General features: G+C 37.8%; 22 protein-coding genes and 2 pseudogenes. 14 read left to right on the top strand and 10 right to left on the bottom strand.

The genetic code is table 11. From position 1 onward, the window contains the following. Positions 1 to 156, bottom strand: a pseudogene (locus HMPREF2644_RS09100) (ATP-binding cassette domain-containing protein); the annotation flags it as partial. On the opposite strand from HMPREF2644_RS09100, the gene HMPREF2644_RS06110 reads away from it, so the two are divergent. Both HMPREF2644_RS06110 and HMPREF2644_RS09515 read left to right on the top strand, forming a co-directional pair. Continuing rightward, complete coding sequence (locus HMPREF2644_RS06110; protein ID WP_005667009.1) at positions 157 to 513, top strand: abortive infection family protein; 357 nt, start codon at positions 157 to 159, stop codon at positions 511 to 513. A 211-nt stretch (positions 514 to 724) separates the two neighbouring features. Next, positions 725 to 817, top strand: a pseudogene (locus HMPREF2644_RS09515) (type I restriction endonuclease); the annotation flags it as partial. Positions 818 to 829: 12 nt separating this feature from the next. On the opposite strand, the gene HMPREF2644_RS09095 reads toward HMPREF2644_RS09515, so the two are convergent. Together HMPREF2644_RS09095 and hldE are read right to left on the bottom strand one after the other, a co-directional pair. After that, positions 830 to 991, bottom strand: a complete 162-nt coding sequence (locus HMPREF2644_RS09095) for a DNA cytosine methyltransferase (RefSeq protein WP_223877544.1) — start codon at positions 989 to 991, stop codon at positions 830 to 832. A gap of 192 nt (positions 992 to 1183) precedes the next feature. Continuing rightward, positions 1184 to 2614 (bottom strand): bifunctional D-glycero-beta-D-manno-heptose-7-phosphate kinase/D-glycero-beta-D-manno-heptose 1-phosphate adenylyltransferase HldE, encoded by a 1431-nt coding sequence (gene hldE, locus HMPREF2644_RS06105; protein WP_005656815.1) that lies wholly within the window; start codon positions 2612 to 2614, stop codon positions 1184 to 1186. A gap of 96 nt (positions 2615 to 2710) precedes the next feature. Here hldE and htrB point away from each other — a divergent pair, with 96 nt between their 5' ends. The 4 genes from htrB to gltS all read left to right on the top strand — a co-directional run bounded on the left by htrB (position 2711) and on the right by gltS (position 9184). After that, positions 2711 to 3646 (top strand): lipid A biosynthesis lauroyl acyltransferase HtrB, encoded by a 936-nt coding sequence (gene htrB / locus HMPREF2644_RS06100; protein ID WP_050838419.1) that lies wholly within the window; start codon positions 2711 to 2713, stop codon positions 3644 to 3646. 73 nt (positions 3647 to 3719) lie between these two features. Continuing rightward, positions 3720 to 5618, top strand: coding sequence for a DNA topoisomerase IV subunit B (gene parE / locus HMPREF2644_RS06095; RefSeq protein ID WP_005656818.1), 1899 nt, complete (start codon positions 3720 to 3722; stop codon positions 5616 to 5618). Positions 5619 to 5684: 66 nt separating this feature from the next. After that, positions 5685 to 7928, top strand: a complete 2244-nt coding sequence (parC, locus tag HMPREF2644_RS06090) for a DNA topoisomerase IV subunit A (RefSeq protein WP_005656820.1) — start codon at positions 5685 to 5687, stop codon at positions 7926 to 7928. Between the two features lie 41 nt (positions 7929 to 7969). Further along, positions 7970 to 9184, top strand: coding sequence for a sodium/glutamate symporter (gene gltS, locus HMPREF2644_RS06085; protein ID WP_005656822.1), 1215 nt, complete (start codon positions 7970 to 7972; stop codon positions 9182 to 9184). Between the two features lie 38 nt (positions 9185 to 9222). On the opposite strand, the gene HMPREF2644_RS06080 is transcribed toward gltS, so the two are convergent. Beyond that, the gene (locus HMPREF2644_RS06080) at positions 9223 to 10131 is read right to left on the bottom strand and encodes a RimK family alpha-L-glutamate ligase (protein ID WP_032821915.1); all 909 of its coding nucleotides are present in this window, start codon (positions 10129 to 10131) and stop codon (positions 9223 to 9225) included. Between the two features lie 114 nt (positions 10132 to 10245). Between HMPREF2644_RS06080 and HMPREF2644_RS06075 the strand changes: the two genes are divergently transcribed. After that, positions 10246 to 10509 (top strand): GrxA family glutaredoxin, encoded by a 264-nt coding sequence (locus tag HMPREF2644_RS06075; RefSeq protein WP_005628952.1) that lies wholly within the window; start codon positions 10246 to 10248, stop codon positions 10507 to 10509. 66 nt (positions 10510 to 10575) lie between these two features. Here the strand turns inward: HMPREF2644_RS06075 and fabB are convergent, their stop codons facing one another. Then, a complete protein-coding gene (gene fabB, locus HMPREF2644_RS06070) occupies positions 10576 to 11796 on the bottom strand; it encodes a beta-ketoacyl-ACP synthase I (protein ID WP_005655138.1) in 1221 nt (406 codons plus the stop codon). A 148-nt stretch (positions 11797 to 11944) separates the two neighbouring features. Between fabB and mnmC the strand changes: the two genes are divergently transcribed. From mnmC to licD, 5 genes are all read left to right on the top strand, one after another. Beyond that, positions 11945 to 13957, top strand: coding sequence for a bifunctional tRNA (5-methylaminomethyl-2-thiouridine)(34)-methyltransferase MnmC2/FAD-dependent 5-carboxymethylaminomethyl-2-thiouridine(34) oxidoreductase MnmC1 (gene mnmC / locus HMPREF2644_RS06065; RefSeq protein ID WP_038441283.1), 2013 nt, complete (start codon positions 11945 to 11947; stop codon positions 13955 to 13957). A gap of 74 nt (positions 13958 to 14031) precedes the next feature. Further along, positions 14032 to 14976, top strand: coding sequence for a phosphorylcholine kinase LicA (gene licA / locus HMPREF2644_RS06060; protein ID WP_180362967.1), 945 nt, complete (start codon positions 14032 to 14034; stop codon positions 14974 to 14976). Further along, positions 14976 to 15854, top strand: coding sequence for a choline transport protein LicB (gene licB / locus HMPREF2644_RS06055; RefSeq protein ID WP_011272552.1), 879 nt, complete (start codon positions 14976 to 14978; stop codon positions 15852 to 15854). The genes licA and licB overlap by 1 nt, the downstream gene beginning before the upstream one ends. Further along, positions 15851 to 16552: an NTP transferase domain-containing protein gene (locus tag HMPREF2644_RS06050; RefSeq protein ID WP_011272551.1), complete on the top strand. Its 702-nt coding sequence runs from the start codon at positions 15851 to 15853 to the stop codon at positions 16550 to 16552. Before licB ends, HMPREF2644_RS06050 begins: the two co-directional genes overlap by 4 nt. Continuing rightward, a complete protein-coding gene (gene licD, locus HMPREF2644_RS06045; protein WP_011272550.1) occupies positions 16552 to 17349 on the top strand; it encodes a lipopolysaccharide cholinephosphotransferase LicD in 798 nt (265 codons plus the stop codon). The genes HMPREF2644_RS06050 and licD overlap by 1 nt, the downstream gene beginning before the upstream one ends. Before the next feature lie 37 nt (positions 17350 to 17386). Here the strand turns inward: licD and sppA are convergent, their stop codons facing one another. After that, positions 17387 to 19234 carry a signal peptide peptidase SppA gene (gene sppA, locus HMPREF2644_RS06040; protein ID WP_011272549.1) on the bottom strand — a complete coding sequence of 616 codons (1848 nt, stop codon included), beginning with the start codon at positions 19232 to 19234 and terminating at the stop codon, positions 17387 to 17389. A gap of 97 nt (positions 19235 to 19331) precedes the next feature. Between sppA and HMPREF2644_RS06035 the strand changes: the two genes are divergently transcribed. Continuing rightward, entirely contained in the window at positions 19332 to 19886 is a 555-nt protein-coding gene (locus HMPREF2644_RS06035; protein WP_011272548.1) for an NAD(P)H nitroreductase, read from the top strand. A gap of 46 nt (positions 19887 to 19932) precedes the next feature. Here the strand turns inward: HMPREF2644_RS06035 and HMPREF2644_RS06030 are convergent, their stop codons facing one another. The 3 genes from HMPREF2644_RS06030 to sstT all read right to left on the bottom strand — a co-directional run bounded on the left by HMPREF2644_RS06030 (position 19933) and on the right by sstT (position 22461). Next, positions 19933 to 20487: a TorD/DmsD family molecular chaperone gene (locus tag HMPREF2644_RS06030; RefSeq protein WP_011272547.1), complete on the bottom strand. Its 555-nt coding sequence runs from the start codon at positions 20485 to 20487 to the stop codon at positions 19933 to 19935. After that, positions 20487 to 21095 (bottom strand): NAD(P)H-dependent oxidoreductase, encoded by a 609-nt coding sequence (locus tag HMPREF2644_RS06025; protein WP_005687782.1) that lies wholly within the window; start codon positions 21093 to 21095, stop codon positions 20487 to 20489. Before HMPREF2644_RS06025 ends, HMPREF2644_RS06030 begins: the two co-directional genes overlap by 1 nt. Before the next feature lie 121 nt (positions 21096 to 21216). Then, entirely contained in the window at positions 21217 to 22461 is a 1245-nt protein-coding gene (gene sstT / locus HMPREF2644_RS06020) for a serine/threonine transporter SstT (RefSeq protein ID WP_011272546.1), read from the bottom strand. Between the two features lie 283 nt (positions 22462 to 22744). Between sstT and HMPREF2644_RS06015 the strand changes: the two genes are divergently transcribed. After that, positions 22745 to 23185, top strand: coding sequence for a LexA family protein (locus HMPREF2644_RS06015; RefSeq protein WP_005667050.1), 441 nt, complete (start codon positions 22745 to 22747; stop codon positions 23183 to 23185). A gap of 69 nt (positions 23186 to 23254) precedes the next feature. Here the strand turns inward: HMPREF2644_RS06015 and aroG are convergent, their stop codons facing one another. Continuing rightward, positions 23255 to 24343 carry a 3-deoxy-7-phosphoheptulonate synthase AroG gene (aroG, locus tag HMPREF2644_RS06010; protein WP_005687779.1) on the bottom strand — a complete coding sequence of 363 codons (1089 nt, stop codon included), beginning with the start codon at positions 24341 to 24343 and terminating at the stop codon, positions 23255 to 23257. Positions 24344 to 24392: the final 49 nt, after the last annotated feature.

Genomic DNA, 24392 nt, shown 5'->3' with positions numbered 1-24392 from the left:
AATCCAGTAAGAAATTTTCCAGCCATTCAATAACTTCCACATCCAAGTGGTTGGTTCATCAAGTAATAACACATCAGGATCGCATACCAATGCACGTGCTAGTGCCGCTTTGCGTAACCAACCGCCCGAAAGTGCGGATAATTTTGTGGTTCGATTTTGCATTATATTGCAGAAATTAGAAACGAATGTGGTAGTTATGCTTCTCACGGTCAAGATATAGAACACAAACAAATAAGTAGTGATCTTGCTTTATTTGTACTTCATTCAACCAATGCAATTTTAGGATTTATTCTACACTTTTACATTGCTACAAATGATTACCGTAGAAGTGAAAGGATACAATATGAAGATAATCAAAGAATCAACGAATTAATTGATGAGGCGTATGAAATGGAAACAATATATAAAATTTCATATTCACAAGCATTATTTGCTCAAGATCCTGATACCTATAGAGAAATGGTATTGGAGTTTGAGCAAATAGAATATGAACGGTTGATGGACACGCTCTAATTTCTTACAAGGTTCATTTCACCTATGCCAAATTTCCCCTAACCCCTCTTTGCTAAAGAGGGGGACTATTTGGAATGTTTAGCTGCAAGCGGTCGAATTAACAGAAAAATTATTCATGAAAACACCTAAACTAAAACTACGCTCAAGACCATTCCCCTCTTTTGTAAAGAGGGGTTAGGGGAGATTTAAACCACACACTAAGGAACTCATCATGCTCAACGAAAACGATATCGAACAACTCACTCTTCAACGCCTGCAATCCCTCGGTTGGGAATATCGCTACGGTAAAGATTTGCCTGTTCATTAGATAACTGAGTTAGATCCTGTTGCAAGATCGATGATGCGGAAAATTAACGCGGTAGGTTTCACAATATACTGGCTCTAACTCAATGGAAAGTAACTGGCGAAATCCAGCATAATCAAATCCTAGAGAAAGACCGCCAGCACCAGAAAATAAATCGAGATAAGTTAATGACATATAAAATTAAAATAATAAAAAACGAGAGATATTGTATTTCAGATAGAGCCTTTAACACAAGCAACCAAGCTTACTTAAAAAACACTAAACTAATTTTAATCCACGAAACTGTGGATAACCATCTGGTTATATTCCACTTCCCATTATATTTCGTTGTTTTTTATGATAAACAAGTAGCCCCTAACCTTTCACTTAATCTTTCAATAATTTAATTTTTTCAATCACATTTGTTGTTGAACAACCATTTTCAAAGTTTAGCACTTTAACATCGCCACCGTTTGCCCAAACTTCTTTACTGCCTGCAATCTCTTCGGGTTTGTAATCGCCACCTTTGACTAAAAGATCTGGTAGAATTTCGCCGATTAAACGTTGTGGTGTATCTTCAGTGAAAGGCACCAACCAGTCCACGGATGCCAAACCAGCCAATACCGCCATACGGTTTTCAAGATTATTAATTGGACGACTTTCGCCTTTTAAGCGTTTAACAGAATCGTCGCTGTTTACCGCAACAATTAGACGATCGCCCAATTTGCGTGCATTTTCTAAATAAGAAATATGCCCTGGATGCAAAATATCAAAACAGCCATTAGTCATCACAATTTTTTCACCGCGCGCTTTAGCTTGTGCGACAGCATCTTTTAATTCTGCTTCACTCATAATGCCAAATCCAGTTTCAGGACGAGCATGAATCGCATTTTCAAGTTCCACGGTCGAAACCGTTGAAGTCCCCAATTTACCCACCACAATTCCAGCGGCTACATTGGCTAGGTAACAAGATTCCTCAAAAGAACGTCCATCTGCTAATGCGGTTGCTAATACGCTAATGACAGTGTCACCGGCTCCCGTCACATCAAACACTTCTTTTGCAACGGTTGGCAAATGATAAGGCTCTTGATTTGGGCGTAATAATGTCATGCCTTTTTCAGAACGCGTTACCAAAAGTGCGGTTAATTCAATATCAGAAATTAATTTTAAACCCTTCTTAATAATTTCTTCTTCTGTATTACATTTACCCACAACGGCTTCAAATTCAGACATATTGGGTGTCAATAATGTCGCACCACGATAGCGTTCAAAATCAGTTCCCTTTGGATCGATCAACACAGGCACATTCGCTTTGCGTGCAATTTGAATCATTTTCTGAACATCTTTAAGCGTGCCTTTGCCGTAATCAGAAAGAATCAAAGCACCGTAATTTTTCACCGCACTTTCTAACTTCGCTAATAAATCCTTGCAATCTACATTATTGAAATCTTCTTCAAAATCAAGGCGGAGTAACTGTTGGTGACGAGATAAAATACGTAATTTAGTAATAGTTGGATGGGTTTCTAATGCAACAAAATTACAATCAATTTTTTGTTTTTCTAATAAGAGGGAAAGTGCAGAACCAGTTTCATCTTGTCCAATCAATCCCATTAACTGAACGGATACATTGAGTGAAGCAATATTCATCGCCACATTTGCTGCACCACCCGCGCGTTCTTCATTTTCTTGTACACGAACTACTGGCACTGGTGCTTCTGGTGAAATACGGTTGGTTGCGCCGAACCAATAACGATCAAGCATCACGTCGCCTAATACAAGTACTTTTGCTTGCTTAAATTCTGCTGAATATTGAGCCATTTTAAAATCTCTCTATTTGAATAACCAAAATTGTGGCGATTTTACCACAACTCAAATTTACGATAAACTACGCCCCTAACTTACGTGGAAAGAACAATGAAAAACGAAAAACTCCCTCAATTTCAACCGCACTTTTTAGCCCCAAAATACTGGCTTTTTTGGCTAGGCGTGGCAATTTGGCGAAGTATTTTATGTCTTCCCTATCCTATTTTGCGCCATATTGGTCATGGTTTCGGTTGGCTGTTTTCACATTTAAAAGTGGGTAAACGTCGAGCAGCCATTGCACGCCGCAATCTTGAACTTTGTTTCCCTGATATGCCTGAAAACGAGCGTGAGGCGATTTTGCAAGAAAATCTTCGTTCAGTAGGCATGGCAATTATCGAAACTGGCATGGCTTGGTTTTGGTCGGATTCACGTATCAAAAAATGGTCGAAAGTTGAAGGCTTACATTATCTAAAAGAAAATCAAAAAGATGGAATTGTTCTCGTCGGTGTTCATTTCTTAACGCTAGAACTTGGCGCACGCATCATTGGTTTACATCATCCAGGCATTGGTGTTTATCGTCCAAATGATAATCCTTTGCTTGATTGGCTGCAAACGCAAGGTCGTTTACGCTCTAATAAAGATATGCTTGATCGTAAAGATTTACGCGGAATGATCAAAGCTTTACGTCACGAAGAAACCATTTGGTATGCGCCTGATCACGATTACGGCAGAAAAAATGCCGTTTTTATACCCTTTTTTGCAGTGCCCGATGCTTGCACAACCACTGGTAGTTATTATTTATTGAAATCCTCACCAAACAGCAAAGTGATTCCATTTGCGCCATTACGCAATAAAGATGGTTCAGGCTATACCGTGAGTATTTCAGCGCCTGTTGATTTTACGGATTTACAAGATGAAACGGCGATTGCTGCGCGAATGAATCAAATCGTAGAAAAGGAAATCATGAAGGGCATATCACAATATATGTGGCTACATCGCCGTTTTAAAACGCGCCCCGATGAAAAGACGCCTAGTTTATACGATTAAAAGTGCGGTCGAATATCACCGCACTTTTTGATAGAATTTTCTCAAATTTAAAAAATTAACGAATAACCTCACCATGACAACCAATTATTCAGCTCAAGAAATTACCGTTCTTAAAGATCTCGAACCAGTGCAAATTCGCCCGGGAATGTACACTGACACTACTCGCCCTAATCATTTAGCACAAGAAGTTATTGATAACAGCGTAGATGAAGCCCTTGCCGGTTTTGCCTCAAAAATTGAAGTAATTTTACACCCTGATCAATCCATTGAAGTAACGGACAATGGTCGCGGTATGCCTGTGGATACTCATCCTACGGAAGGCGTTTCTGGCGTAGAAGTAATCCTGACTAAACTGCATGCTGGTGGTAAATTCTCCAATAAAAATTATGAATTTGCGGGAGGTTTACACGGTGTGGGGATTTCTGTGGTGAATGCGCTTTCTGAACGCGTGGATATTCAAGTTAAACGCAATGGTGAAGTGTATAAAATTGCCTTTGAAAACGGCAGTAAAGTAGAAGAATTAGAAGTTATCGGGACTTGTGGCAGACGCACAACTGGAACAACTGTTCACTTCAAACCGAATCCAAAATATTTTGACAGCGCAAAATTTTCCGTTAGCCGCCTACGCCATTTATTAAGAGCGAAAGCGGTACTCTGCTCAGGGCTTGAAATCAAATTCATTGATAAAGTAAACAATACTCAAGATATTTGGTTATATGAAGATGGGCTTTCCGATTACCTTATCGAAGCAGTAAATGGCTTTGAAACCCTTCCGGAAAAACCATTTGTTGGCGAATTTAAAGGAACAAATGAAGCGGTTAGCTGGGCATTACTTTGGTTGCCAGAAGGTGGCGAACTAATCGGCGAAAGCTACGTAAACTTAATTCCGACTATTCAAGGCGGAACGCATGTTAATGGCCTACGCCAAGGTTTATTAGATGCTATTCGTGAATTTTGCGAATTTAGAAATCTATTACCACGTGGGGTAAAACTTACCGCCGATGATATTTGGGATCGTTGTTCTTACATTCTTTCCCTTAAAATGCAGGATGCACAATTCGCAGGGCAAACAAAGGAACGCTTATCATCACGCCAAAGTGCGGTGTTTGTCAGCGGTGTTTTAAAAGATGCGTTCAGCCTATGGCTCAACCAAAACGTACAAGACGCTGAAAAATTAGCAGAAATTGCCATTAGTTCTGCACAACGCCGATTACGCGCCGCCAAAAAAGTCGTGCGAAAAAAACTCGTTAGTGGCCCTGCATTACCAGGAAAATTAGCTGATTGTGGCTCGCAGGATTTAGAAAAAACGGAATTATTTTTAGTGGAGGGCGACTCTGCGGGCGGTTCAGCAAAACAAGCGCGTGATCGCGAATATCAAGCGATTTTGCCGTTACGTGGGAAAATTTTAAACACATGGGAAGTTTCCCCTGATCAAGTATTAGGTTCAACAGAAATTCACGATATCGCCGTGGCTCTAGGGATCGATCCTGACAGCAATGATTTATCACAACTTCGCTATGGCAAAGTCTGTATTCTCGCGGATGCTGACTCCGATGGTCTGCATATTGCCACCCTACTCTGCGCCCTGTTCTTACGTCATTTTCCGAAATTGGTACAAGACGGTCACGTTTACGTAGCAATGCCACCACTTTATCGCATTGACTTAAATAAAGAAGTCTTCTACGCATTAGACGAAAGTGAAAAAGAGGCGATTTTAGATCGCTTGAAAAATAAAAAAGGCAAACCGAATGTTCAACGTTTTAAAGGTTTAGGTGAAATGAACCCATCGCAATTGCGTGAAACAACAATGGATCCTAATACGCGCCGTCTCGTTCAATTAACTTATGATTTAGGGGAAGATCAAGGCTCAGATACATTAGAACTGATGGATATGTTATTAGCGAAAAAACGTTCCGAAGACCGTAAAAATTGGTTACAAGCGAAAGGCGATCAGGTTGATTTATCTGTTTAGACTAAATTAATCTCAGCAAATCTGAATTTTAATAAATTAAGAATATATCAATTAACAGAAACAAAAATGACAAATATCAACTATGAAGGCATTGAGCAAATGCCTCTACGCACCTTCACTGAAAAGGCTTATCTCAACTATTCTATGTATGTCATCATGGATCGTGCGTTGCCTTTTATCGGTGATGGTTTAAAACCCGTTCAACGTCGTATTGTATATGCGATGTCTGAACTTGGCTTAAATGCCACGGCAAAATACAAAAAATCTGCTCGTACCGTCGGTGATGTACTTGGTAAATTCCATCCACATGGTGACAGCGCTTGTTATGAAGCTATGGTGTTAATGGCACAACCCTTCTCTTATCGTTATCCACTTGTAGATGGTCAAGGTAACTGGGGGGCACCAGATGATCCAAAATCCTTCGCTGCCATGCGTTATACGGAATCTCGCCTATCTAAAATCTCTGAAATCTTGTTGAATGAACTCGGACAAGGAACAGTAGATTATCAACCAAACTTTGATGGAACCTTAGCTGAACCACAATATTTACCTGCTCGTTTACCTCATATTTTATTGAACGGCACAACAGGTATTGCGGTGGGGATGGCTACAGATATTCCACCACACAATATTAACGAAATTGCTGATGCGGCAGTAATGTTGCTAGATAATCCTAAAGCGAGATTAGATGATGTACTTGAAATTGTTCAAGGCCCAGATTTTCCAACAGAAGCGGAAATTATTTCGCCAAAATCAGAAATTCGTAAAATTTATGAGCAAGGCCGTGGCTCAATAAAAATGCGTGCAATTTGGAAAAAAGAAGACGGCGAGATCATTATTTCTGCGCTTCCACATCAATCTTCTCCCTCAAAAGTTATTGCACAAATAGCCGAACAAATGACGGCAAAAAAACTGCCAATGCTAGAAGATATTCGAGATGAAGCCGATCACGAAAATCCAATTCGCATTGTGCTAGTTCCTCGCTCAAATCGCGTCGATACTGATGCCTTAATGGCACATTTATTTGCGACCACAGATCTTGAAAAAAGCTACCGTGTAAATATGAATATGATCGGGCTTGATCATAAACCAGCGGTAAAAGGCTTATTAGAAATCTTAAATGAATGGCTTGACTTCCGTCGCACAACGGTCACTCGTCGCCTTCAATATCGCTTAGATAAAGTACTCTCTCGCTTGCATATTTTAGAAGGCTTGATGATAGCCTTTTTAAATATTGATGAAGTTATCGAAATTATACGCCACGAAGATGATCCAAAAGCAGAGCTTATGGCACGCTTTAATTTAAGCGATGAACAAGCCGATGCCATTTTAAATTTACGCTTACGTCATTTAGCGAAATTAGAAGAAAACCAACTCAAAGCAGAACAAGATGAACTTGAAAAAGAGCGGTTAAATTTAGAAGCAATTTTAGGATCAGAACGCCGTTTGAATACGCTTATCAAAAAAGAAATTCAAGAAGATGCGAAAAAATATGCCAGTCCACGTATGTCTCAACTGGTCGAACGTGAAGAAGCCAAAATGATCTCTGAAAATGATATGACGCCAGCAGAGCCAGTTACTGTCATCTTATCAGAAATGGGCTGGGTACGTTGTGCAAAAGGACACGATATTGATCCTAAATCATTAAGCTACAAAGCTGGCGATAGCTATCTAGCTCACGCTTGTGGCAAAAGTAATCAAGCCGTTGTATTCATTGATAGCACGGGGCGGAGTTATGCACTCGATCCGCTTTCCTTGCCTTCCGCTCGCTCCCAAGGCGAACCACTTACAGGTAAACTCAATTTACCCACTGGTGCGACCATTGAATATGTTGTAATGGCCAGCGAACAGCAAGAATTATTGATGGCTTCTGATGCGGGATATGGTTTTATTTGTAAATTTGAAGATTTAATTGCACGTAACAAGACTGGAAAAGCCTTGATTTCTTTACCAGAAAATGCCAAAGTGTTGAAGCCTAAAACATTGATAAATTCTACCGCACTTGTTGTCGCAATCACATCAGCAGGCAGAATGTTGATTTTTCCAGCACAAGATTTACCGGTATTATCAAAAGGTAAAGGCAATAAAATGATCACTATTCCCGCAGCGAATGCAAAAGATCGTAGCGAACTATTGACAAAATTATTGCTTATTTCAGATCAAGCAAGTCTTGAATTTCATTCTGGAAAACGAAAAATTGTATTAAAACCAGAAGATCTGCAAAAGTTCCGCGCAGAACGAGGCAGAAAAGGTTCGACATTACCACGTGGATTACATACCAATCTTGAAATTATGGTAGTCGAGCCGTAACACAACACATCACTTAAACATAACTTAGGGAGATCCAATTTATGAGCTATACTTTTAGCACGTATGAAACCCTTGCATTAGCAAGCTTAGTTTTGCTATTGGGCTATTTTTTGGTTAAACGCATTAATGTATTAAAAACATTTAACATTCCAGAGCCAGTTGTTGGCGGCTTTATTGTTGCCATTGGTCTTTTAATTTGGCACAAAATTGATGGAACATCCTTTAACTTTGATAAAAATCTACAAACCACAATGATGTTAGTGTTTTTTACTTCTATCGGTTTAAGTGCCAACTTTTCCCGTCTAATTAAAGGCGGAAAGCCACTCGTTGTATTTTTATTCATTGCTGCATTATTAATCTTCGGACAAAACGTTATTGGCATTGCAAGTTCAATGGCATTAGGAATCCATCCCGCTTATGGTTTACTTGCAGGTTCAGTAACCTTAACAGGTGGTCACGGCACTGGAGCTGCTTGGGCGGATACATTTGCACATCAATTTAATCTACAAGGTGCAACTGAAATTGCCATTGCCTGTGCAACTTTCGGTTTAGTATTCGGTGGTATCATCGGTGGTCCTGTCGCTCGTTTCTTATTAAATCGCCAAAAACAAGGCGAAAATCCTGAAAATGATGAAGTTGATGACATTCAAGAAGCATTTGAACACCCAACTTATAAACGTAAAATTACTGCACGTTCATTAATTGAAACAATTGCAATGATTTCAGTATGTTTATTAATTGGTCAATATTTAGATGTACAAACAAAAGGTACTGCACTCCAATTACCAACTTTCGTATGGTGTTTATTCACTGGTGTTATTGTCCGCAATATTTTAACCAACATTTTCCGTTTCCAAGTAGCAGAATCCGCTATTGACGTATTAGGTAGCGTAGGCTTATCCATCTTTTTAGCAATTGCTTTAATGTCATTAAGACTTTGGGAACTTGCAGGTTTAGCAATTGACGTATTAATTGTTCTGGCTATTCAAGTAGCATTTATGGCTGCCTTTGCAATTTTCATTACTTATCGAGCAATGGGTAAAGATTACGATGCCGTCGTATTAAGTGCTGGACACTGTGGTTTTGGTTTAGGTGCAACCCCAACAGCAATCGCAAATATGCAAGCTGTCACCAGCCGTTTTGGGCCATCGCACAAAGCATTTTTAATCGTTCCAATGGTCGGAGCATTCTTTATCGACTTAATCAACGCTGCGCTATTAAAAGTTTCATTTGCAGTTGTAAATATGCTCGCGTAAAGTGCGGTTGAAATTGACAATGTTTTAGAGAAATGCCTTTATCTTGAATTGATAAAGGCATTTATTTCAATATAATCAATTATTTCAGCTGCAATATCAATCCCACTTGTTTTTTCAATCATTTCTAAGCCTGGGCTTGCATTCACTTCTAAAACCAATAATCCATTTTTTGAACGAATTAAATCCACGCCAGCTACATCTAAACCGATAGCTTTTGTAGCTCGAATAGCTATCTGTTTCTCGTCATCGCTTAGGGTAATTTTTTCGGTTTTTCCGCCACGATGACAATTCGCTCGAAACTCACCATTTTGCCCAATTCTCTGCATCGTTGCTACCACTTGATCACCCATCACAAAACAACGAATATCCGCATTGCCCGCTTCTTCGATGAAATCTTGCTGTAGCATAGATATATTGGTTTGCTTAAAAGCTTCCATAATGCTCACCGCACTTTGTGGCTTTTCAGCTAAAATTACCCCAATTCCTTGTGAACCATTTAGCGTTTTTAAAATTGTCGGCGAACTGATATGAGGTATCGTCGCCTGAGCTTGTACTTCACCACCACTTAAAAGTGAATTGGGAACAGGAACACCAGCCTTCAGCAAAAGTTGCAAACTTTTCCACTTATCACGTGCATTTAAAAATGCCTGAGATGAATTTAAACAAAAAGTCCCTTTGCCTTCAAAATGCTGTAAGACTGAACATCCCATTTGCGTACTCGTTGTGCCAAATCGAGGCAAAACTGCATCATAATCAAACAATAAATAAGGTTTCGACTCAGAATTTTCTTGATAAAAAATCTGAAAGTGCGGTGGATTTTGCGAGAGTTTTAAGAAACAGTGATTCGGATCTAAAATATCCATCTCATGCCCTTGATGTTTAGCCGCTTCTTTTAAGCGTTGGCAACTATAAAGACGAGGTTCTCGGCAAAGCATTAATAATTTCATAACATTTAATTTATTATCTACGATGTTCCGTATATTACACGAATAAAAACGCTTTATGTAGATGATAAAAATCAGTAGAATTACCTAGAATTTTAACTCAAAAAAGGAAATCTTATGTTCGTTGTTATTTTTGGTCGTCCTGGCTGCCCTTACTGCGTACGAGCAAAAAACCTTGCTGAAAAATTAAAAGGCGAAGTTGCTGATTTTGACTATCGTTATGTGGATATTCACGCAGAAGGCATTACTAAGGAAGATTTATCAAAATCTGTTGGTAAACCAGTAGAAACCGTACCACAAATTTTTATTGATGAAAAACCAATTGGTGGTTGCACTGATTTTGAAGCATTAATGAAAGAACAATTTGGTATCGTTGCTTAATTTTTCTTTTTAATTTATACAAAAAAGCCACTTTCAATCGAAAGTGGCTTTTTTCATAGAAGAGTTTTAACCGTTATAACGTTTAAAAATTAATGTCGCATTTGTACCACCAAAACCAAAGCTGTTTGACATGACAGTTTGTAATCCTGCATTTTCTTTCGTCTCAGTAACGATGTTACAGCCTTCAGCGGCTTCATCTAAGGTTTCGATATTAATACTTGGTGCAATAAAATCATTATCCAACATTAATAACGTGTAAATTGCTTCGTGTGCACCCGCCGCACCTAAAGAGTGACCAGTCATTGATTTAGTTGAAGAAATCGCTGGAATTTTGTCACCAAATACATTTTTGATTGCACCTAATTCTTTCACGTCACCTACTGGTGTAGATGTGCCATGTACGTTGATGTAATCAATTGGGGTATCGACAGTTGCCATTGCTTGTTTCATACAACGCTCTGCACCTTCACCACTTGGTGCAACCATATCGTAACCATCAGAAGTTGCGCCATAACCTACAATTTCAGCGTAGATTTTTGCACCACGAGCAAGTGCATGTTCTAATTCTTCCACAACCACAACAGCACCACCACCTGCAATAACGAAACCGTCACGATTTGCGTCATAAGCACGAGATGCTTTTTCTGGCGTTTCATTGTATTTAGTTGAAACTGCACCCATTGCATCAAACTCAGTAGCACATTCCCAAGATAATTCTTCTGCACCACCAGCAAAAACGATATCTTGTTTGCCTAATTGAATTAATTCAACCGCATGACCAATACAATGTGCAGAGGTTGCACAAGCAGAACTCATAGAATAATTCACACCACGAATTTTATAAGGTGTTGCTAAACAAGCTGAAACACTTGATGCCATGGTTTTCGTTACAGCGTAAGGACCAATCGCTTTTACACCGCGAGGGCCACGAACCGCATCACAAGCCACTAATTGATTATGTGCAGAGCCCGTACCTGCACCAATCACTAAACCAGTACGATCATTAGAAACTTGATCTTCTGTTAAGCCTGCATCTTCAATCGCTTCACGCATAGAAAGATAAGCATAAGCCGCTGCATCACCCATAAAACGGAACACTTTACGATCAATGTGCTCGCTTGGGTTTAATTTGATTGTTCCGGCAACATGGCTACGCATATTCATTTCTACAAACTCAGGCACAACTTCAATACCTGATTTCCCTGCTTTTAATGAAGCCAATACTTCTTCTTTGTTGTTACCGATACTTGAAATAATCCCAAAGCCTGTAATTACAGTTCTTCTCATTGCTTCTTCCTTATTGTTTTATATGTAAAAATAACGACTCAAAATTACTATGAAATAAAAATATTTCAAGCAATAATTCATTTGTTCGACCAGTTCAGAAAATCGCGTTATTATACGCAAATTTCATTAGGCAAGAAAGGAATAAAAAATGACCTTTAGCGTCCAACATGCAGAGATTCACTTCAACCAAAACCATATTCCCGTCTCAGATCAATTCGATGATGTCTATTTTTCTAACGAAAATGGATTGGCAGAAACCGATTATGTTTTTCTACAAGGTAATCAACTTTGGGAACGTTGGATAACACACAAAGAAGCTAATTTTGTCATCGCTGAAACAGGATTTGGTACAGGATTAAATTTCTTTGCGGTAACCAAATTGTTCCGTGAATTTCGCCAGCAACACGAGAATCATCCTTTAAAACGCCTAAATTTTATTTCCTTTGAAAAATATCCGCTAAAAATCACCGCACTTTTGCAAGCGCATCTTGCCTATCCGCAGTTTGAAGATTTAAGTGCTCATTTGCAACGTTATTGGCCTTCATTGATTCTAGGTTGTCATCGTATTCATTTTGAAGAGACAACCTTAGATTTATGGTTTGGTGATGTATCAGAAAACTTGCCACAACTTGGCGATTATATGAATGAACGTATTAATGCTTGGTTTTTAGATGGCTTTGCGCCGAGTAAAAATCCTGAAATGTGGAATGATGATCTCTATAACTTAATGTTTCGTTTCACGAAACCCAATGGTTCTTTTGCTACCTTCACCGCAGCAAGTGCGGTCAGAAAAGGACTTGAATCCGCAGGCTTTAATGTGACAAAACGTAAAGGCTTCGGCAAAAAACGGGAATGTTTAAGTGGGCTAAAAATACAATCAAAATCTACCGCACTTTCCACACCTTGGTATCTTGCTCAGCCTGCGAAAATGGAAAAACAAGATGTCGCTATTATCGGCGGTGGTATTGCTTCTCTTTGTGCAGCCATTTCCTTAGTAAAACGCGGGGCAAAAGTCACTATTTATTGTGAAGATGATGCGCTCGCTCTCAATGCCTCAGGCAATAAACAAGGCGCATTTTATCCGCAACTTAGCGATGATAATGCGCTCACCGTTGATTTTTACCTACACGCTTTCAGTTACGGTCGCCAATTACTTGATTGGGCAATCGCACAAAACATAGCGTTTGAACACGAATTTTGTGGCGTGGCACTATGTGCTTACAACGAAAAAAGTGCGGTCAAATTAGCAAAGATTTCTCAGCTTGGTTTGCCGAACGAAATCTTCCAAATGCTGAATGCTGAACAACTCAGTGAAAAAGTGGGATTACCGCTTAATTGCGAAGGCGGTTGGATTGAACAAGGGGCTTGGCTTGCACCAAGACAATTTGTTCAAAATGCCTTTTCATTTCTTGAAAAGCAGGGTGTCATCATTAAAACCTCACAAAAAATTACCGCACTTTCTCAGCTAGAAAAAGGTTGGGAACTAAAAAATATGCAAGGTCAAAAATACTGTCATGAAGTCGTCATTCTGGCGAACGGATATAAAATTACTGATTTTGTTCAAACAGAAAAGCTACCGCTCTACCCTATCCGCGGGCAAGTCAGCCAAATTCCAACATCAGAAAACTTACTCAAACTGAAATCTGTGCTTTGTTATGATGGCTATCTTACTCCAGCCAATCAATTAAAAACCTCACATTGCATCGGCGCAAGCCATGTTCGTGATAATGTTGATCGCCACTTTAGTGAACAAGAACAACAAGAAAACCAACAAAAACTCCAACAAAATATCGCCCAACCTTGGACTCAAGATGTGAATACATCAGATAATCTCGCTCGTGTAGGCATCCGCTGCTCTGTAAGAGATCTTGCCCCAATGGTGGGAAACGTGCCTCATTTTGAACAGCAACAAGCGGATTATTACAATCTATTTAACCTCCGCCGCCGTAAACAACCTATCCAAAGTGCGGCCAATTTTCAGAATATTTTCTTAATCGCAGCCTTAGGTTCTCGCGGGCTTACCTCTGCTCCACTATTAGGCGAAACCTTAGCTTCAATCATTTATGGCGAGCCATTACCAATAAGCGAAGGCATATTACATAATCTTTCAGCTAACCGAGCTTGGGTAAAAAAGTGGTTGAAAGGTTCAAAAGTTGAATAAATTCATAAGATTCAGAGCCTTACAAAAATAACTTTAACGTGTTAAAATCAAACAAAATTTAAATATAAAAATGAATACAAAAATGCTATGCAATCAATCAATCAATCAATCAATCAATCAATCAAATTGTAGGATTTGTTAAAACTTGCTACAAGCCTGAAGAAGTATTTCATTTTCTTCATCAGCATTCCATTCCTTTTTCCTCCATTGGAGGAATGACCAATCAAAATGTTCTACTTAATATTTCTGGAGTTAAGTTTGTATTACGGATCCCTAATGCCGTAAATTTATCACTTATAAATCGAGAATATGAGGCATTCAATAATGCTCAGGCATATCGTGCTGGCTTGAATGTAGAAACTCCCGTATTAGATGCCAAAAGTGGCGTAAAACTGACTCGTTATTTAGAAAATAGTAATACTTTAAGCCAGATACAATTAAACGAACAAAGTTGTTTGTCTCAAGTTGTGAATAATTTATATCGTTTACACAATAGTGAATTTGTTTTCCGTAATGTATTTAGCGTATTCGATGAGTTTCGCCAATATTTTTCATTGCTAGAAAACAAATCCGCTTTTTATCAAGCTGATTCTAGAATGGATAAACTTTCAGCTGTATTTTGGCAATTTGAAGAAATCAATAAAGAGATAATTTTACGTCCGTGCCACAATGATTTAGTCCCTGAAAATATGTTATTACAAGATGATCGGCTATTTTTTATCGATTGGGAATATTCGGGCTTAAATGATCCGCTATTTGATATAGCTACTATCATTGAGGAAGCTCATTTATCGAAAGAAGCTGCTGATTTTCTATTAGAAACCTATTGCAATCAGACAAATAAATATCACAAGACAGAATTTCAAATCGCTCACAAACGGTTAAAAATCCATCGCTTTTGCCAAAATGTATTGTGGTTTTTATGGACAAAAGTAAAAGAAGAACACGGCGAGAATTTTGGCGATTATGCATTAAAACGCTTAGACGCAGCATTTAAACTGTTAGAGGAATTGCCATAATGCGTGGCTATCTCTTTGGCATACTGTCCGCTGTATTTTGGGCATTATCTGGATTGTTATATAATGAATTGCCATTAAGTGAATATGATGCATTAGGGAAAATAATTTCATTGCTTTTTTTAATTGATTTTTGCTCGTTATTAGTTATCGGCATAACATTATGGCGAAAAAGTGCGGTAGATTTTCAAGGCGTTTTTTGGCAACCTGCGTTATCTGGCGTATTAGGTGGGCCAATAGGAATGTCTGCCTATTTATTAAGCATTCATTATTTAACGATCTATTATGCGGCACCGCTTTCATCTCTCTTTCCTGTTTTCGCTGCGTTAATGTCTTATTGGATTCTAAAAGAAAAAATCTCTAGAACAGCGCAGTTTGGATTTGGATTGGCGGTTATTGCTTCTGCATTGTTGGCTATTGAAGTCGGGCAAAAAGCAAACTTCAATACAAGCGGTCTCATTTTTTTAGCCATTTGCATATTAGGGTGGTCATCTGAAATAGTGATATCCTCCTATACAATGCGTTCTCTCTCTGGACTTCAGGTGTATTTTTTAAGACTATGTGGTTCAACTATTGGTTATTTATTGATTCTATTTATTCTTTCCTTGAAAAATTTCTCACTAGATATACTTAGTTTTAATTATGTACAAATTGCTGGTGTAATAATCTTTGGTGCATTATCTTACTGCTGCTATTACCAAGCGATTTATCTGTTAAAACCAATCAAAGCAATGGCATTAAATATCACATATTCTGTATGGGCAATTGGACTTGGTTATCTGCTCTATAAACAGCCAATTAAGCCCATTACCTTACTACTCACCTTATTATTAAGTGCAGGAGTGATCGTTACACTTTATTACAAAGGGGAACAAAAATGAATGCGATTATTTTAGCTGCAGGATTAGGCAGTCGTTTTAAAGACATCACACAAAGCACACATAAATCATTGTTAGATATTCACGGCACACCTAACTTAGAACGGACACTCACTTTTCTACGTCAAGCAAATATCGACAATATTGTCATTGTTACAGGGTATTTACACGAACAATTCGAGTATCTAAAGAAAAAATATGACTGCACCTTGATTTACAACGAAAAATATCGCGAATATAACAGCATTTATTCCTTTTCTCTGGCACAAGACTTCTTTAGTGATTGTTATGTTATTGATGCGGATGTAGTGCTTAATCGTAATATTTTTCTAACGAAACCATCACACAGCAAATATTTCACGGTTATCCGTTCTAAAACGCACAATGAATGGCTACCGATTTTAAATAGTAATGGGCAAGTAATACGTATTGAGATTGGATCATTAAACCAGTCTAGCTTGTCAGGGGTATCTTATTGGACAACTCGGGATTGCGATATCATTCTAACTTTGCTCAAAGAATACACAAGTGAAGTGCGGTTAAAAAATCCAAAACTTTATTGGGATACCATTCCGATGGAATATATAGAGAAATTAAATATCTATACGGAACAACTTAACAGTGATGATATATTTGAAATGGATAACCTTGATGACTATCACCACATTTTACAAAAATTGACACCAAACAAGGAAAAATAATGAAAAAATTAACGCTCAGAGAACAACAACTCGTTTGTCTCAATATATTAGATTATTTCCACGCATTATGTGAGCGACACCAAATTCACTATTCTCTTGGTGGTGGAACATTAATCGGTGCAATACGCCACAAAGGCTTTATCCCTTGGGATGATGATATTGATGTTTATATGCACCGTGATGAATATCAAAGGTTCGTTGATGTTTGGTTTCAAGAAACTCACGAATACTACAATATGGAAACGGCAGAAGATATACTTGCTCAATATACCGGTGAAATGGCAAAAATTTTCGATTGTCGCACTCAAATAACAGATGCTAAGGGAAGAAAAAGCCCGATGTTTATGGATATATTTATCTACGATGGTGTACCGAATGAACCAAAGATCATTTACCCACTGATGAAAAAGCACCGAAGAATTAAACTTCGATTTTCTTCTTGTAAGAAAAGATGGTTAAGATCAAAAGAAAATACTTTGCAAAGAACGATACTTGGTAAATTAAGCCACTTTTTATTTTCCAAAATGCAAAAAAATTTAGCACAATTCCAAATAAAATATCCGATAAAACAATGCGATTATATTGGTCTTGTATTATCTGACTACGGTGGTTGGCAAAAATCTTATATGCCGAAAGAATATTTTAATCACATTGTTTATAAAGAATTTGAAGGACGACAATTTCAAGTAATGAATGGATATCACGAACACTTAACGCAATATTATGGAGATTATATGAAGCTTCCACCAGAAGAAGACCAAAAGCCACATCATATTCAAGAAGCGTATATTTTGTAAGCGAAAGGGCAGATTTAATTCTGCCCTTTTTCAATTATTACTGAACCTTTCCACAATTCAAGCAATACAAATATTGACCTTTAGGATCATTAAATTTAGTTAATACATTCAATTCTTTTTGTAATTTTTGAATTGGAGCCGGCAGACCAAGCCATTTAACTAACTGCTCTTGCGTACCTTTTTTAGTATCGCGTAATAAGGTGCTAATTAAACTAACATTATCATCTGTAAACCATTCCACACTAAAATCCTGCACGGCAGTATCTTGGCGTTGATTCACTAATTGCTCTGCTTTATTAACTGCTTCATTAAAAGAACCGATCTCATCCACTAAACCATTTTGGAATGCATCACTGCCCAACCAAACCTGACCTTGAGCCAGTTTATCTACTTGTGTTTTAGAAAGCTGACGACCTTTGCTGACAATTTCTAAAAATCTGTCATAACCGTGCTCAATTTCTGTTTGATAAATATCTTGCACGGGTTTTGCTAATGGAGAAAACGCAGATGTATTAGCTAATTCAGTGGTTGAAACACCATCTGCATGCACGCCTATTTTCTTAATACTATTTTCGAAAGTCGGGAACATCGTGAAAATACCGATAGAACCCGTAATTGTATTTGCATCGGCAATAATATAATCTGCAGTGGATGAAATCCAATAACCACCTGATGCTGCCATTGCACCCATAGATACGATGACAGGCTTTCCAATTTTCTGTAAGTTTTCAGTTTCTTGTCGGATAATTTCAGAAGCAAAAGCACTTCCGCCAGGTGAATTAACGCGTAGAATCACGGCTTTCACAGAATTGTCATCGTGGGCTTTACGAAGAATTCGCGCAATGGTGTCGCCACCAGCATTTTCTTCATCACTTTCTCCATCAATAATCGTTCCTTCAACATTCACAACCGCAATTTTATTCGGTACGTTGTAATGTTCTAAACGATCAGGCAGTTGAGTCAAATAATCATCAAATTCGATAAGGTTCGCTTTTCCATCACTTCCTTTGCCAAAAAGTGCGGTAAATTTTTTATCTAAATCTAAACGAGTTACAACATCAGTTACTAATCCACGTTGTTGTGCATATGCCGTACTATTGCCTTTTAACGCTTTAAGTTCTGCAAGATACTGTTTCGCATTCGGCAAAATGCGATCTTTCTTAATATTACGATTTTCACTGACGGATAAAACATAATTATTCCACATTTCGCCTAACCAACGTTGCATATTTGCTTTTGCCTCAGCCGACATATCGTTGCGTAAAAATGGTTCAACTGCTGATTTATAAGTCCCCACGCGGAAAATATGTGGTGTAACGGCTAATTTGTCTAGCATCTCTTTAAAATACAAATTCTCTTGCGATAAACCGTGAATATCCACGCTTCCAATTGAATTTAAATAAATTTCATCAGCAAAGCTCGCTAAATAATATTGTCCTTGTGAATAATTATCTGCATAGGCGATCACTGGTTTCCCTGCATCTTTAAAGTGACTGATAGCCCCACCAATAAAATCTAATGCGGGTAAATCTGCCCCTTCAAAATAATTAAGATCTAGCACTAATCCTTTAATTTTAGGATCATCTTCCGCTTGTTGAATGGCAAATACCACATCAAACGTCGAAATTTTTCTAGGGACATGCTCGCCATTCAATTCGCTTAACGCATCTTGCCAACGAAGTGTTTCATCTCGGTTGTCCGCTAAATAACCATCTAAATTGAGCAATAATGCGCCTTCGCTCGTTAATGCAGTAGATTTTTTCCCGCCACTTGAAAAGCTAATAATCGCCACTAGCAATAGTACAAAGCCTAAAAACACAACATTCATCACAAGATCACGAATGAAACACAGCACTTTCCAACAAAATTTTAATACTCGAAACATACAAATTACCTTTAAAAAATTTGTACTAGCGTATCACAAAGCCTTGTCAAAAACTATGCTATAATCCACCGCACTTTTACTTATAAGGGATAATAAAATGGATGCACTTACACTTTTAACCACAAGAAAATCAAACAAAAAATTGACCGTACCTGCACCTAATGCAGAACAGCTTGAGCGTATTTTCGAAGCAGCAATGCGTGTGCCAGATCACGGAAAATTACATCCTTATCATTTTATTGTAATGGAAAATGAGAGCTTAAATAAATTAGAAACGCTACTTAAAGCTGCCGTTGTAGAATTTGATCTTGGGGAAGAAAAATTGATGAAAGCCGAAAACCTAGCACATCGCGCACCTATGGTTATTGGCGTGGTAGCAAAAATCGATCCAACTATCGCTAAAGTGCCAGATTGGGAACAAATGTTGAGTGCAGGTTGTGCAACTTATGGATTACAACTGGCTGCACAAGCACAAGGATTTGATAATGTGTGGATTTCAGGGAAATGGGTTAATGGCACTGCATTACGAGAAGCGTTCGGATGTCGTGAACAAGATCGTGTGATTGCGTTAGTCATGATTGGCACAAGTATGGAGAAAGCCGAACGTGAATGCCGTATTATTGATACAAAAGATTTTGTAACCTATCTATAAAATATTGCTTGCTTTCCTCAAGACTTAGAGGAAAGCAAAATATTGCCTACTCTTCTTCCAATTCATCCGCCATCGCTGCCAATATTTCTCGTGTAAGAAGGGCCAATGCACGATAAAAAGGCAAAGTTGCTTGCGTTTCAACTTGAGTTAAAAACTTCGCTGCACAAGGCAGTAAAAAAGTTTCAAAGAATTCTTGTTGAGCCACTAAAGAATCCGAATTATCTTCAAGCCAAGAAGCAGTGAGCAATAATAAAGCAAAATGATCCGCACTTTCCACCTCTGGCATATTGCGTACAAGGCGAAAATTCACAAATTCTTCAACATCAATGCCATAAGCTGAAATAGCCGTCATCACTTTCCCATTCGCACCAAATAATTTTTGATACTCTTCGTTCAATAAATTGAGATCGATTTTAACTTGCAAGCTATTCAGTGCTAATTCACTTTCTTTATCAGTATCTAACGCCCAAACTTGACTCAAACCTTTTTGTTGTAACCAAACAAATGCGTCAGCGAGTACTTTATCTGTTGGAGAACGATAAAAAAGATTACCGAATAATCGACTAATTAATGAAAAATTATTAATTTGTTTTTCAGACATTACTCTTTTTCCTTTAAAAGTGCGGTCAATTTTGCTTGAGTTTTTTGAGCAGCAAGTTCAATCATCGCCTTACGAGCCTCATCATCAATTAAATGAATATCTCCAAATAATTCAAACTCGACATTTTCAATTCCACAATAATTGAATAATCCATTAATCAAACAATGATTAAGCGATTTATCCACACCAAATTCTTTATATTGATCAACATTACTGCCAATCGTAATAAATTGCTGCATTTGCTTATTTTTTAGCAACCCCACTGATTCGCCGTTTTCCGTTTTATAGGCAAAACCGTGACTTAATACGCGATCTAAATATCCTTTCAAAATTGCTGGGAACCCCATCCACCAAAGGGGATAAACCAACGTAATTAAATCTGCTTGAAGAATAAAATCATGCTCTTGCTGAATATCTTCTGGAATAATACCTTTGTTAGCATTCTGCAATTCTTCATGAGATAAAATTGGATTGAAATTCATTTCATAAAGATCACGAAAAAATACATTTACACCATTTTCTTGACTAATTTGCTCAATACGATTGGCAATCGCTCGCCCAAAACTACGCACTGAATTAGGGTGAGCAAAAATAATTAAGTGATTCATTTTTCTTACCTATTTGTAGGGAAATAAAACGTGACAGAAGTCTATCAAAATAGAGCGCACTTTGCATATAAAATCACATAAAAAAAAGCGGGCATAGCCCGCTCTCTTATTTGCATCATCATTATGCTGCGTTTTTACGTTCTTCTTCCATACATACTGCCGCAGTAAATAATACGTCAGTTGATGAGTTTAATGCTGTTTCGGTTGAGTCTTGTAAAATACCGATAATAAAACCAACACCGATCATTTGTGCTGCTACATCATCAGAAATACCAAATAAGCTACATGCTAATGGGATTAATAATAATGAACCGCCCGCTACGCCAGATGCACCACAAGCACAAAGTGCTGCAACAATACTTAATAAAAGCGCACTAACGAAGGAAACTTCTAAGCCTAGTGTATGAACTGCGGCTAAAGTTAAGATAGTAATAGTAATCGCCGCACCCGCCATATTAATGTTCGCACCCAATGGAATAGAAACAGAATAAGTTTCTTCATCAAGATTTAAGCGTTTTGCTAATTCAATGTTCACTGGAATATTTGCTGCAGAACTACGAGTGAAGAATGCAGTTACCCCACTTTCGCGTACACAAGTCCACACTAATGGGTAAGGATTACGACGGATTTTCCAATAAACTAAAATAGGATTTACAACAAAAGCAGTAAATAACATCGTACCAATTAATACAGCAAGTAATTGCACATAACCGCCTAATGCGACTAAACCTTTATCAGATAAGGTTTCAGCCACTAAACCGAATACACCAAATGGTGCAAAAGAAATAATCACGTGAACAATTTTTGATACGCCTTCTGCAAAATCAGATAATACGTTCTTAGTTGCATCAGATGCATGACGTAAAGCCAAACCTAAACCGATAGACCATGCTAATACACCAATAAAGTTTGCTTTGAAAATTGCATTTAATGGATTATCTACCACGTTTAAGATAAGGGTAAATAAAACTTGGCCAACAGCTTGCGGTGCTGAGCTTGCATCTTCTTTGGTTGCAAGTACAACTTCCGTTGGGAATACGAAACCAGCAATAACAGCAACAAATGCAGCTAAGAATGTGCCTAAAAGGTAAAGCACAATTATTTCTTTCATATTGCTTTTCGTACCAATTTTACGGTTTGCAAGGGCAGCCATAACAAGAAAGAAAATTAAAATTGGTGCAACGGCACGCAGAGCTTTTACAAAAATCGTACCTAATACGCCAACTTTTTCAGCAAGATTAAAACCAATGGTTTCTTGTAATGGTGCTGAAATCAATGCAACAACAATACCAAGAACCAAGCCAGCGGCAATTCGTTTTACCAAACTACCCTGAAATAACAGACTAAATAGACGTGATGTGTTCATATTTTTATCTTTCTTTTAGTAAATTTAACTTCAGATTGTTACCAATCCACCTAGGGGGATTAAAGATAGCGTAAAATTTTAATGAAAGAAAATATTTTTATTATTTTTCACTCTAAAAGTGAACTTTTTTCTAAAGTTATTAGATATTCTCTAAAAACATACTTATAAAAAAATTTTTTATTTAACCTATTGACACCCTGTATGAAATATCAGTAAAATTTAACTGTACAAAAGAACAAGGTAAAAGGTTATTTATCCATATTATTTAACAGGAGATAAGAGAATGAACAACCAAACTTTGGCTACACAATATGAAATGGATTTTTCTTATAATCCACTGCCTTTTTTCAGTGATATAGAAGATAACCTTAAATTCAACAAAAAATTAGATTTAAATCTTTACTGTATCAAACGTCCAAAACAAACTTGTTTTATTCATATAACTAACCCAAATATGTTGGCTTGGGGAATTGAAAGCGGCGATATGTTAGTCGTCGAAAAAAATGACGATCTTTATTCTGGTGATCTTGTTGTGCTAGAAGAAAATAACGAATTTCATGTCTATGAATTTATGACGCATAGCGGCAATTACCTTTTTATGGCATTGGATTCCACAACACAAAATATAAATACAAAAGATTGGTCAAATTTACCTATTGTCGGCACCGTAACCAATACGATTCATCAAATGAAACGTCGCAATAAAATGAAATGGGCAGCGTAGTTAAAAGCAAATAAAAAAGTGCGGTGAAAATCAACCGCACTTCTATCTAGTATCTAGATTATATTTCAATTAATTACTCGTCGCTTTACGTCTAGCAATAACTGCATCAGAAAGTTGTTGCAATAATCTTTCAGAATCTTCCCATCCAATGCACGCATCCGTAATACTTTGTCCATAAGTCTGCGCTTTGCCATCAACTAAATCTTGACGACCTTCCACTAAATGGCTTTCCACCATTACGCCAAAGATTTGTTTAGAACCAAATGCAATCTGATTACATACGTCTTGGCAAACATCCATTTGCTTTTTATATTGTTTACTGCTGTTTGCATGGCTAAAATCAACCATAACGTGTGGAATACGCCCTGTTTTTTCAATATCAGCACAAACTTTTTCTACATCTTCAGCACTATAGTTAGGACCTTTATCTCCACCTCGTAAAATAATATGGCAATCTTCATTCCCTTTTGTAGAAACAATTGCAGAATGACCAAATTTAGTGACAGATAAGAAATAGTGGGGAGCTTCCGCCGCACCAATTGCATCTAAAGCGACTTTCACACCACCATTAGTGGCATTTTTAAACCCAACAGCACAAGATAAACCTGAAGCCAACTCACGATGAACTTGTGATTCTGTTGTTCTAGCCCCAATCGCCCCCCAGCTCATAAAATCTGCCAAATACTGAGGTGTAATCATATCTAAAAACTCGCCCGCTGCAGGCACACCAAGATCATTAATATCTGAAAGTAATTTCCGTGCAATGCGTAACCCATCATTTAAACGATAAGTATCATTCAAATATGGATCATTAATTAAACCTTTCCAACCCACCGTTGTACGCGGTTTCTCAAAATACACACGCATAATAATTTCAAGGCTATCTTTGTATTTTTCACGTAATGGTTTTAAACGAGTCGCATATTCAATGGCAACTTTCGGATCATGAATAGAGCAAGGCCCAATCACGACTAATAAACGATCATCTTTACCATGAATAATATTATGTGCCTCATGACGAGTTTGCTTCACTAACGCCGCAGCCTGTTCACTTGCTGGGTATTTTTCTAATAAGGCAATGGGTGGTAACACCTGATCGACTTTTTCAATTCGCGTATCGTCGTTTGCCACGACAATTTCAATTTTCTCTTTAGCCATATATCACTCTCAAACTTTCAAATGTTGTGTTTTCATTATGTAGCTAATC

Origin of the sequence: Haemophilus sp. HMSC071C11 (assembly GCF_001837655.1) — a bacterium.
GTDB classification, from domain to species: Bacteria; Pseudomonadota; Gammaproteobacteria; order Enterobacterales; family Pasteurellaceae; genus Haemophilus; species Haemophilus influenzae.
This window is presented reverse-complemented; position numbering and strand designations above follow the sequence as displayed.